The sequence below is a fragment of the Schlesneria sp. genome (genome assembly GCF_036405755.1).
Classification (GTDB): domain Bacteria; phylum Planctomycetota; class Planctomycetia; order Planctomycetales; family Planctomycetaceae; genus Schlesneria; species Schlesneria sphaerica.
In genome coordinates this window covers 1-11,252 of the sequence record NZ_DASWWZ010000726.1, presented here as the reverse complement: position 1 = coordinate 11,252, position 11,252 = coordinate 1, and the positions used below count along the sequence as shown (strand labels likewise).

At 57.6% G+C, this 11,252-nt stretch carries 10 protein-coding genes; 1 reads left to right on the top strand and 9 read right to left on the bottom strand.

Going from position 1 to position 11,252, the window contains the following annotated elements:
* Positions 1–571 precede the first annotated feature (571 nt).
* The 9 genes from VGE80_RS23950 to VGE80_RS23910 all read right to left on the bottom strand — a co-directional run bounded on the left by VGE80_RS23950 (position 572) and on the right by VGE80_RS23910 (position 10,279).
* Positions 572–919 (bottom strand): hypothetical protein, encoded by a 348-nt coding sequence (locus VGE80_RS23950; protein ID WP_373649326.1) that lies wholly within the window; start codon positions 917–919, stop codon positions 572–574.
* A 128-nt stretch (positions 920–1,047) separates the two neighbouring features.
* A complete protein-coding gene (locus VGE80_RS23945) occupies positions 1,048–1,293 on the bottom strand; it encodes a hypothetical protein (RefSeq protein ID WP_373649325.1) in 246 nt (81 codons plus the stop codon).
* 236 nt (positions 1,294–1,529) lie between these two features.
* A complete protein-coding gene (locus VGE80_RS23940; protein WP_440594402.1) occupies positions 1,530–2,804 on the bottom strand; it encodes a hypothetical protein in 1,275 nt (424 codons plus the stop codon).
* Positions 2,771–3,721 (bottom strand): hypothetical protein, encoded by a 951-nt coding sequence (locus tag VGE80_RS23935; RefSeq protein WP_440594401.1) that lies wholly within the window; start codon positions 3,719–3,721, stop codon positions 2,771–2,773. The genes VGE80_RS23940 and VGE80_RS23935 overlap by 34 nt, the downstream gene beginning before the upstream one ends.
* Entirely contained in the window at positions 3,718–4,032 is a 315-nt protein-coding gene (locus tag VGE80_RS23930) for a hypothetical protein (protein ID WP_373649322.1), read from the bottom strand. Before VGE80_RS23930 ends, VGE80_RS23935 begins: the two co-directional genes overlap by 4 nt.
* Before the next feature lie 56 nt (positions 4,033–4,088).
* Entirely contained in the window at positions 4,089–4,559 is a 471-nt protein-coding gene (locus tag VGE80_RS23925) for a hypothetical protein (RefSeq protein ID WP_397568448.1), read from the bottom strand.
* A 463-nt stretch (positions 4,560–5,022) separates the two neighbouring features.
* The gene (locus tag VGE80_RS23920; protein WP_440594400.1) at positions 5,023–6,777 is read right to left on the bottom strand and encodes a hypothetical protein; all 1,755 of its coding nucleotides are present in this window, start codon (positions 6,775–6,777) and stop codon (positions 5,023–5,025) included.
* Positions 6,778–7,423: 646 nt separating this feature from the next.
* A complete protein-coding gene (locus tag VGE80_RS23915; protein WP_440594399.1) occupies positions 7,424–8,806 on the bottom strand; it encodes a SpoIID/LytB domain-containing protein in 1,383 nt (460 codons plus the stop codon).
* Positions 8,807–8,926: 120 nt separating this feature from the next.
* On the bottom strand, positions 8,927–10,279 hold the full coding sequence (locus VGE80_RS23910) for a DNA-directed RNA polymerase subunit alpha C-terminal domain-containing protein (RefSeq protein ID WP_373649318.1): 1,353 nt from the start codon (positions 10,277–10,279) through the stop codon (positions 8,927–8,929).
* 265 nt (positions 10,280–10,544) lie between these two features.
* Between VGE80_RS23910 and VGE80_RS23905 the strand changes: the two genes are divergently transcribed.
* Positions 10,545–11,252, top strand: a 708-nt coding sequence (locus VGE80_RS23905; protein WP_440594398.1) for a hypothetical protein, incomplete at its 3' end; no start/stop codon positions are given.

Sequence of the window (11,252 nt, the reverse complement as noted above, 5' to 3'; positions counted from 1 at the left end):
GGCTTGGCTGTGGCAGTTGAAGGAGCGTCATCAGCAAATGCCAATGTTGAAGCGAGCAGGATTCCGCAAATCAGGACCACTGGCTGCATATTTTCCCTTCCGATACTCAATCGGTGCTGAGTAGGTCGTGCTGTTCTTCGTGGTCGCGTTCTCATTCAAGTTTTCCAGGCAGGATGGTGATTTGAACGCTGATTGTCCCTCTGTGTCGCAAAATGCCACTATGATGCGATATTCCGATTGAGAAAAGTCTTTCTCGATCATTTGTGATGAATTCATTGTCAGGCGAGGGTGGCTTGTATCGATTACGCATGGAATCGTCTTGCCGTCGCCTCCGCTGCCGCGGGCTTTTCTGGCGGACGGCGCATCGCACGGACAACTGAGCGTCGACTCGCGTTGCAGTTGTTGTGGATGAAATTGCTTCAGGTGCTGAAGCAAAGTTGATCGCTTCAGCGGGCGAAAAGGCTTCCGCAGCCTGCTGTATTTGATCGCAATTTCCCACGGGAGTTTCGGTGCCTCGCAGGCTTGATTCTTGAACCCGTTTGATAGGGAAGGTGCGTTCGGCACCTCGTTGTTACTTCGGATTCATCACCGCTTTGTGAACGTCCTTGATTCGATCTGCCATCTCTTCGTCCCGGCGCTCCTGCCGGTCCAGGATTTGACTGATTCGTGTCTGCTGCGTGGCCAGCTCGTGTCCGTTAATGGCCTGTTGTTCCTGTGTCGATTTTACTGCTTCCATAAATCGGAAATGGGCATTAATCGCCTCGTCGATCTTGGGCTGAAACCAGTCCGAGAACCGCCAGAGGAACAGGCCGACAAGAATCAAGAGCAGCGTGGGCCACCCGTGCTTTTCCAGGCGTCGTTCCCAGGGACTGAAGTAATCGACCGTGATGGGCTGACGGGATTGGCTTGGTTCTGACATCTGTCTTCCTGTCGTTTGGCGAAGGCTGATCTAACATTTCGTAGCGAGTCAAAAGGCGCCGCGACTGTGGGCCGTGGAGCATCTTCTCTCCCAGTCGCGGCGCGGTTCCATTTCAGCGAAGATCGGGATCAAGCGATCTTGAGAAGTGTCCGGACGACCTCAAGAACGTCCTGGGCTTGGGCATTCGCCTCCTGATGTGCGGTCAGTTGTTCGCTGACGGCAAACTCAAGATTGGATTGTGCCTCGGCGAGTTCCTGTTCTGCCTCGGATACGGCAACGTCTGCCGCCTCAGCCAGAGCCAGGGCCTCTTGTGCTTCTTTGAACTGAATCGCCAGTTCTTCCGGGACCTCCAGTGTCATCGTCTCTTCCGCCATCTTGTCTCCTTTCTCAAAAACCACACTACGACCGACTGCCAACTGCGACAGCCACCTCCAAAGCCTCGTCACTGCTTCCCCCCTTTCCGTGTTGGAACTGAGTTCCCGAAGCGAAGGACTCCGAAAATTCAGCCGGAAACGAATCTCCGGCTCGGTATAAGCCTCCCTGCCTGTGGGCATTCCATGCTTGATCATGCGAGCATGATTCATGCGGGACCGCTTAACCGGTTGTTTTGTTACTTCAGACTGAACGTCCGTTCCTTGATAATCCGCGAGCCACCGAACACGACCCGCACATGCTTGTCTTCCACGATCTCGACCCGATCGACTCGCAACTGAAACGTGAACAACGCGACCAGCTTTACCGAGGGGCACTGCTGGAAGTCGATCGCCAGCGTGTCTCCGGTCAGGGCCGCTGTTGCCGAGACGTTACCGCCGAGCTGCAGATCAGCACTCGGGTTGAGCAGGCTCCACAGGCCACGCACCACAGACACGATTGTCAGCACCGTTCCCGGACCGATCTGACTGGGACCAACTTGTAAGGATCGCTTACTAGTTGGATTGAACGCCTGCCCCAGTCCCTTCAGCGTCAGCGGGTCAACGTCGATCGTGATGTCGTCGCCGTCCACGCGGTAGCCAAAGCCGATCGCATCTACGGGAAGGCCGACAGCCCCCTTTGCGGACAGGTCCATGTGCCCATATTTCCCGAACACTGCGACGGGGGACCAATCCGCTTTCGCGAGCAACGGGAACGACTGAGCACCCGAACGGTCCCAACGCATCTCGGCTTTGACACCCTCGCCGATGGTGGCTCGCCACCAGGCGAAGACGGCCCGAACGTGATCCTTTGCGTGAATCGCCCCGGCTGCACCGCTCACCGCCGCCACCGCTTGTGACGCTTCACCCGAATGCTTTTCGAGGATGGCTTCAAGTTCGCCAAGGGATGCGGGGATAAAGTATCGTCCCCCTTTGGTGGGCATGGAGTATCCGTCGACGCCGTTAAACCGGATCGCCGGATAGATCGCTTCTCCACGCTCGGGAACAGGCTCGCGAGACCATAAAAGCCGCACCTGCGAGTTTCCGTTCCCCCAGTCTCGCTTGAGCGTGTTACATCGAGCACACCAGCCGTCCCCGTTGCGAGACTCCGCGGTATAGATCGTGGCGGTGAGTCCTTCGACATTCGTCGTGATCGGCGTCAGGCCCGCTGTGTACTCGATGCGAGGCTCTGAACTCTCCGGAAATTCCGGAATGTTGCCCGCCTTGCTCCCGTCGTAGTCGTTCTCGCCTGCTGGGAACTGGTTCTGAGCACACCAGACAGCGGCTTCGGCGATGGCAACTCGCTCGCGTGGACCTGCATAGCAGAACGCGGTGAAGAACAGCACGATCATCAGGCCGATCAACGCCAGCTTTACGAGCGGGTCTGTGCTCTGCTGGGGCTCGTCGTCATCGTCGAATTGGTCAAACTCGTAGTCATACATCATCGGAAAGAACTCCCTGACGGAATATCGCACGAAATCAATTCCACCTGCCGCCCGATCCCTTCCAGGACCCCCTTGCGAACGGCATAGGAACCCGGTCGCAACTTCACGGGACCGCTGACCGTCTGGACTGCAACCGGGTACTTGCACGCCTCGCCCCACGACTGCTGCATGATGAATGCGGTTTCGCCCGAGGGCAGAACCACGATCCCGCAGCACTCGGTACAGTGGCCGCCGCTGCCGTCCGGTTCACAGCAGCCGAACCGATCGATCCGCGTCCCCTTGAAGAACTGAGGCAGGCAGACGTGTCCCCAGTTCTTCGCCGCGATGGGATCCTCGTAGTCGGTCCATGTCATTGACCGATGGCATTCGATCTTGTGGAAGGCCGCCGCCGCGATCAGCACTTCGGGAACCCCGATGTTGTTCCACTGGATTGCCAGATCCTCGCGTGGCTGGCTCAGATCGATCCCGGCTGCCGCGTAATTCGCCCGGCGGATCACACCCAGGGTCGCGTAGAACTCTGCCGCCTCAACCCCCGTCATGCCATCAGGACAGTTCCCGCACTTGCAGCCCCAGGCGTGAGTCTTCGACCAGCCGTTCTTATTCCGGCAGTAGCCGTACATGATTTCCCCGGCGATCTGCGTATAGACACCGATGAACGCCTTGTCGGCCAGCCGCGAGATATGCACGTCCTCGATGGCCCGCTCGCTCCCCTGTTGAACGCACGTGCCTCTGAGCTGGTGATTCGACTTCCTCCAGGCACCATTCAGCTTCAGCTCATCATCCTGAGCCAGAACGCGAGTCACCCCGCGAGACTTCTGTCGCTCCCAGAACCCTCGCATCTGAGGACGATCCGCATCGAACGACAGCGAGTAGCCAGCCTTCTCAAGCCGCTCCGTCGCCGCTGCGATACGCTCTTCGTCGTAGACCCAGCCGAAGTTGGTGCTCATTTCAGCCCCCGAATCTTGTCGCTGTCGACCTTGGTCAGCTCCACTTCCTTCGAACAGTCCACGACAGCTTTCACCGCCGCAACCTGCTCATCGGTGATCTGCTGCCGCGTCCGCAGATGCCGCAGCATGAGTTCCAGTTGCGTCGTGTTGTGTGGGTACGTGTCCGGATCGTCGATGCAGTCCGCCAAGACCGTGAAGATTGTCTCGACGACGGCTGGTTGGACCGGGACCGGCTCGTGTGGTTGGGGATACGTCGTGAAGGGGCCGCAACCAGGCAACGAAAGTAAAAGCGATATGGCGATCGTGCGCATCCTGTCCTCCTTTCAGACTGTCGTGGTGCAAACTGAGAGTGCTGATCGGTGTCGGATTACGCCTGGGCTTCTTCCACAGACTCCGTATGTCCGGTGTATCGCAGGATGACGACGCCGTTCTCGTATGTGGCCGTGCACCCATGGATCAGGCTGGTCGCGTCGACAAACGCGAAGAAGAACCGCCGCTGGGCGGCGCGATTGGTTTTGTCTTTCATCAGGGCGGCGAAAGCAGAAGTCAGCTCCACAATTTCCGTCGCGAACTCATCCGCCTGATTCTGGCTGAGAGACCCTCCGAGGCTTCGCGTGAGCACCGAAAGGATGGCGGCGACGATTCCCGCCAGTGTGAAGCCACCTGTACCGAGTGCGGAGAAAAGAAGTGCGAGCCAGCCCGAGGAGGTTACCTGCACTCCGTCGGGGCCCGCTCCCCTGGCCACCAGCGGGACAACGGTGGCGTTGCAGGTGAGAACAAGAATGATTGCACAGCCGATCGCGGCGGCAATCAGGTAGGACGCGGTTCGATAATGCATGATGGTCCACTCCAGAAAACGGAAAAACCGCTGAGATTGACCACGAACCTGCTTTGTCAGCGTGGTGCGTGATTAACCCTCCAGCGGTGATTCGATCTGATGACCGGAGTGGCGACGTGAGAGATTATGTCGCGGCGTGAAAAAATGTCAATAGAAAAGATAAGAAAAATTGTCGCAAACGTGTTGGGAGGTGCTGGGCGACTAAGGCGGTTGTTTAGTCGTGGCCTCTGTTGCTGCACCTCTCGCGGTCTTATTAAGGGGTGTCCGGGACTAGGGGGGGGGAGGGCGAGGTCGTTACATTCGCTCGCAGATGGCAAGCATGGAACCAGTATTGCCCCTTCTGAGGACGTGAGAAGAGCCCGGGGTGTTGAGTCTTGATCGCGACTCAACACCCCGGGCCCGGAATCAGGCGTTCAACCCATCAGCCTCAGGTCGTCACCTGGAGATGACGACGGCGGAAAGTTCATCGACCGTCGGTATCGTCGCTAATGGGATCTTCGATCGTTTTGAAGGGAGGTCTGGTCGGTGTCTGTCCGCGGAGAGGTCGCGCATCGACATCGGGCAGTAACGCGACAGAGTTCAGCGACATTCGGAAGTCGTTCTGTTCCAAAGCGGTGATTCGATAGACGGGATGTCGGCGTGCGACAAGGGAAATATTGGACTCTGAGGCTCGATAGGGATCCCCCTGCGAGTTTAAAACGATCTTCACCGGAGCGGCATCGGGATATTTCACAATCAGGGCGACGGGTTGATTGTCACGACCGGCCGTTGAAACGGTCCCCATCTCGACGATGCCATCGAAACTTAACAAGAGTGAGTCTTGCGCTGAGGTCAGGCGTGGATTCGCGAAGAGTTTATCTCCCCACTGCAGCGAAACGGCGGCGTTCTGGAGATGCCAAGTGGGGCTGACAGCCACGACGAAGTCGTCCCGGCCAATGTTGAGTCGCGGTGTCCCCTGCAGAGATGTGGTTAACTGATCGATGACGGTTTCTGGAACATTGCCCGGCCCCAGCTTCGCGGCGCACAGCAATAATTGTTGTGCCGGGATGTCTTTGACCCAATCCGGATCCTGGAGCTGCGAGGCAAGCTTCACCTTGTTGTCAGACGAGTAGTACAACCCCAGCAGTGCAACACGGCTCTGGGTTTTCTCAAGGTTGACGTCAAGGTTCCTGAGAATGGCATCTTCCGCATCGTCAAACCGGCCCGATCGCTGCAGGACATTGGCGCAGATCAGGTTGGCTTCCCATGCTTCGGCTGAATAGCTCATGGCTTTCTGAGCGGTTTCGACTGCAGATGGCTGGCTCAGAAAAGCCTGAATGATGGACCGGTTTGCCAGTCCGGCCGCCAGCATTTCATCTTTTCGGAAGTGCCCGTCTCCGATTGCGACGAGCTTCTCATAGGTCTCATTGGCGGCGAAAAGTTGTCCCATCGATTGCTGGGTTCTTGCGACGTAATACCAGTAGGGAGGATAGCATTCCATGAAGCCTTCCATCCGTTTCAGAATGCGCAGACGCACACTCGGATCCGTCTCGCGCTGGGCTTGCTCAAGTTTTTCCAGATCATCACTGCGGATCAGCCAGCGGTCGGGAATTTTTTTGGCACGAGCCATTTTCCACGACACATCGAGAAACTGGCTCGACTTATCCACGACGAGGTTCATCTGCTTTTTATCGACTTGCCAGATGTCCAACTCGTGGCTTGCCGACTGGTTGCGATGGTCCCACCAACTGTTGGCACCCGTTCGGACGGCGGACACGTACTGAGCAGTCGCGACCTGCGCGGCAATTTCGAAGGTGCTGATCCCCAGATCCCGCTGGAACGCCCGCGAGTACCGTTCGCGCAGCACGATCCGTTCACGATCGGCGAGTTGGATATTGGAGATCTCGTCGAGAACTGACGAGTAGAGCTTCAACACTTCTTCGTCGGCGATGCCATTCAGATCCAGGTGGTTAAGGATCTTCTCCTGTTCCTCAAGCAGTACGCGGACGGACGAATTCTTTCGAATGCGGTGCAGGGACGCGCGGCTGTAGTTGAGGGCTACGGCTGTCGATCGCCGCTGTGCATCGGTGATCGTCTCTTCTGCTTTTGCTGAGGTGACACACCCCAGCATCAGGCCCAGCAATGCGACAAGGTGAATTGAGATACGCGTGAAACAAACCTGCTCAACCCGGTTGCGTGTAACGCGAGAGGAAACGCTCTGGACGAAGTCGTGAGTCATAGGCGAAGTCGTGAGTAAGTGATTCTGGGTCGGCATGGCCACCTCGTCTCCATTTCTGGGTTACGAAACCGGTCGGCCGCGCCTTCCTGGCACGTCAGGACGGGGAAAAATTCCTTTTTCCCGGTGACATACGGGTGACAGGGTGGGGTGCACGTCGTCACTAATCCGTACCCGATGTTCACCGCTGTCCTCGAAGATTTTACTTCGCAGTCAACTGGGGAGCTGAACCAGTCTTGCTGTGGGAACTCAAATCCTGAACCTGTCATTCTCAAAATGCGATTCTGATTGATGAGGTAATGGTGAGGGGTTCGGTGGAATGGGAGTGCTGCGAAGAGATTGATGGAGGTTGGGGGTTGGTTCGCGTGGGGTGGGTGGCTTGGGGGGCTTCGCTGGGATTTGCCGCTTCGTCTGACGCGATGGTGCTGAGCCTGACGCGCACAGTTTGTCGAAGAAATCTGCAACCGGATTTTCTTGAGGACTTCGCACATCGGCAGAATTTGCCGGAGCGAAAAATCAGGCGATTCGGACACGTCTCGCTGGTCACTTGGTTGACCCACCCGCCGTGAGACAAAGATTGAAGGAGCAGCTCGTGTCAGCGCCGAAGTGGCTTGAGGGGGACCTCTGCCGGGGATTCGCAGTACTTTGCCTAGTACTTGAGAGTCGTCAGTTTTGCACCGGCGAAGTAGTGGCGGATGATCTCGGAAGAGGATCGCCCCGCTTCCGCCTGGCCCTTCGCCCCCCATTGGCAGAAGCCGACTCCATGTCCGTGACCCCGTCCTTTGAAGATAACTTTATCCTTCTCCAGCATGACATGAAAATGGGGGCTGGGGAGTGTTCCGACCGGCATGCGATCACGGAGTTGTATGCCATTGACGGCGAGCAGGTCGGCGGGAGTCTTCAGCTTGAACTGGCAGATGGAACCCTGACCGGGTTCCACCAGTTGCTGAATCGAGTGGATCGTGAGCAGCTTGGGTTTCTCTTTAGGGGTTAAGGCGCGGGCTTCAAATGCATCCCGTGATAACTCTGTCGTCCAGCGGTAATGCGGCGACTCACGACACCATTCGCATTGAGTGGACTTCAACGCCTCAGTGGCATCTTTGAATACTTCCTTCCCGTTGATTGTCTGTCCCCCGCAGACGGCCGAGTAGTAGGTGCAGAAGAGTTTCTCGTCGAGTTTACAGACGATTCCTCGAGTTTCGCGGACGGCACGGCGGCTGCTCTCGCTCTCTCCTGCCAGTCGGCGATTATTCTTATCCACATATTCGACCCCCAGGTACTTCTGGCTTCGCTGGGACGAAAAGAGGTCAAACACAGACTTCGGATCGGCGTGCTGGGCCTGATAGAGAGCGTACGTGCGTGCAACGATTGCCTGTGCCTCACGGGCGGCTGCAGGAAACTTCGCGGGCATCTCTGAGTCGACCACGCTCGCAAGGTATTCTTCGATGGGAAGTACGTTGACGGCAGAAACTTTCCCATCAGTGCGGCGGAAGAGTCGCATGCGGCCGCGGTAAAGATGGCCGTCGACCCGAATGGCAGGAGATTCCACCGGGACGATCTCGATCTGGGTCAGGGAGGTCTCGGCGGTGCCCAGCTTCATCCCCGTCTTCGTCGCTTCGACGGTCATCGGGCCCGGGGGAAGCTTCAGGGAAACCTCGGAATTCGGGTTCGCCTCCAGCCCGCTCAATTTGTACTGACCCCGAATTTCCAATCGGAACGAATCGGTCCCACCCGGCGTCACATTGACTCGGATTAATGGCTCGGTTGTTTCGGGTGTCTTTCCGTCCTGTTTCAGCAACCTCGCGGGCGCAGGAAGACGCGCGCTTTTGGCCACCTGAAGCTGGGGAGGAAGTGCAGGGGGGATGGTCTGCAGTTGTATCGCGACGAAGCCTGCCAGCAGGACCAGCAGCGAGAGGCCAACAAGTTTGAGAGGGTGCGGCGCGGAGGAGGATTTGCGGATCTGTTCGGCGCGCAAAAAAGCGACAGGCTGACGAGCAAGTTTGCTGTCAGCCTGTCGCTTTTGATCCACCATTCTCGCGCTTCCGGGCACGGCGACAAGGTTGCCGATAGGGCGTTGCTAGCGTGCTGTGGGATGACGCGGCGTTACGGTTTCGACTCGAAAAACACGCGCCACAGTGAGCAATGACTACTGTCAGTCGTTGCGAAGCTTCAACCCGATCTCGCCCAATTGCTGCCGGATTTCGTTCAGCGACGTGACCCCAAAGTTCTTCGTCGCCAGAAGCTCGTCCGGGGTTCGTTGTACCAGTTCAGCAAGGCTGGTGATTCCCAGGCGGGCCATGCACTTGCGGGCACGAACGGAAAGGTTGAGGTCGGAGACAGAACGGGCCAGCATCGCCTGTTCCTGTGGGGACAGGTCGGTTGGCAGGATCGCGTAGTTTCCTGCACCTTGCCAGGCACCGCTCTCTTTGGGCTTTGCGGGAGCGAGGTTCTGGCCGACGCGCAACCCGTGTGCTGCCATCAACTCGCGAATTTCCACGAGCGACGTTTCGCCGAAGTTCTTGCCCTGAAGCAGTTCTGGTTCGGTGATCTTGGTGAGATCGCCCAGCGTCTGGATGTCCATGCTCGCCAGGCAGTTGCGGCTGCGAACCGACAACTCGAAGTCGGTGACAGGGCGGCTGAGCAGTTGCTCGAGCCGAGCCTCGTTCTTCGCCATGTCATCGTCGTAATACATTTCACTCGTGGCTTCGATGTCCTTCATGTACATCAGAGCTCGCGGGTGGTTCTGGTCGTGCTGCAGGACGCGGCGGAAGCAGAAAGCTGCCGCGGAGTAGTTCCCCTTGTCTTCGTACAGCAAACCAAGATTCAGCAGAGCGCCGAGATAGAACGGTGCCTTGCTGAGACCCTGCTCGTAAAGCCGGATGGCTTCGTTGTCATTTCCGTAAAGTGCATTCTCACCGGCCAGTCGGAACAGCGCCTGGGAATGGTGTGGATCCATGTCGACGGCGCGTTCGAAGTACTCGATCGCACCGTAGGTGTCGCCGCGATCAGCCAGAATACAGCCCATCTGATAGGAGTAATCGGCTCGCCGAGCGCCTTCCATCCCAGCCTGCTTCAGCGTGGTTTCCGCTTCCTCGAGGCGCCCCTGCAGTCGGATCGCTCCCGCCCGCTTCATTGTGCACTCAACGGGGTCGTAGCCAGCTTTGGCTGCAGCGGCGAACTTCTCGTCGGCTTCGTCCCACCGTTCCAGCGACAGGTAAACCATACCCAAAACATACAGGGCAACGCCGTCGTTGCTGGCGCCAGAGAGCAAACGTTCGGCGATCGCATGCTGGGCGAGCAGGTAAGCACCGATTCCCGCGCGAACCGCCTGGCTGGAGGCCGCACCGCTCTCAACGTCGCGCAGCAAGGCCTCGATTTCTTGTCGCGTTGCAGCCACCTGGTCAGAGGCGACTGCTCGCCTCAACTGGCTGAACTCGTCAGCCGTCATATGACCCTTGGATTGCAGAATTCCACGAATATTAACTGGTTCAGCCGTCTTGATCACAGTCTGTTCAACCCTTTCTGGGGGGGACTGGCAGTCCCGCAATACTTTCGAGGGGAACGTCGATCCGGGTGTGGTTTGACGAATCGCGTGTCAATCATGGGTACTTTATATTCGACCGATGACTGCTTGACACCGTCGCCATTTGTCAAAGTCAGGTCAAATGTCGCTTGCGACCCATGATTGAACTTGCCCTCAACAACGAATCGTGCATTATATCGTTAAGGTGCCATTCTGCAACGTCGCTTCGCTGACGAGGTTCTGTCACATGCATTTCCTCCGGATTCTCCTCGTTCTCACGCTTTCGTGTCAACTGGTGAGAGCGGCCCAGGAAGACGTCGCTGACGCAACAGTGCCTGAGCACGTTCAATCCCTGATTGCTGAACTGGATCATCCGCAATTCCAGCGGCGTGAGCTGGCGGCGAAAAGTCTCACTGCGCAAGGGGTTGTTGCAATTGCGGGGCTTGCATGGGCGGCGGAATCAGGATCACCGGAAGCGTCGGTTCGCGCCTTCGACGTCTTACAAAAACTGTACAACGGCGAGGATGAGGCAACCTTCGAGGCGGTGGAACAGGTTTTTCAGCGATTGAAAGTTGACGAGCATCTCGCCGTGGCCTCGCGTGCCGAACGGGCGTTCGACACGGGTTCTGAGACCCGTCAGAAGCGAGCCATCGCGAAGTTCGAGAAGTTGGGGGGAATCGTTCATTTCTCGGAACGGCCATCCTCAGAGCGACTGGCGCTCGGGCGTCCCACGATCGAATACGTCATGCTCGGTCGGGACTGGACGGGGGGCGAAGAAGGGCTCAGGTTGCTGGGGCGGATCGAGGATCTGCGGACGTCAATCACCCAGCTCTATATCATTCGCGGCATCAACATTTCCGAAGAAACGAAGCTCGACCTGCTCGCGGAACTCCCTTTTCTGAAGATTGAACACCGGGGGCCGGCCCGACTGGGAATCCGTGGAAGTCACCTCAAC

Coding starts and splice junctions, on each gene's coding strand:
- VGE80_RS23950 (WP_373649326.1), bottom strand. CDS start 919: ATGTCAGAACCAAGCCAATCCCGTCAGCCCATCACGGTCGATTACTTC.
- VGE80_RS23945 (WP_373649325.1), bottom strand. CDS start 1,293: ATGGCGGAAGAGACGATGACACTGGAGGTCCCGGAAGAACTGGCGATT.
- VGE80_RS23935 (WP_440594401.1), bottom strand. CDS start 3,721: ATGAGCACCAACTTCGGCTGGGTCTACGACGAAGAGCGTATCGCAGCG.
- VGE80_RS23930 (WP_373649322.1), bottom strand. CDS start 4,032: ATGCGCACGATCGCCATATCGCTTTTACTTTCGTTGCCTGGTTGCGGC.
- VGE80_RS23925 (WP_397568448.1), bottom strand. CDS start 4,559: ATGCATTATCGAACCGCGTCCTACCTGATTGCCGCCGCGATCGGCTGT.
- VGE80_RS23920 (WP_440594400.1), bottom strand. CDS start 6,777: ATGACTCACGACTTCGTCCAGAGCGTTTCCTCTCGCGTTACACGCAAC.
- VGE80_RS23915 (WP_440594399.1), bottom strand. CDS start 8,806: ATGGTGGATCAAAAGCGACAGGCTGACAGCAAACTTGCTCGTCAGCCT.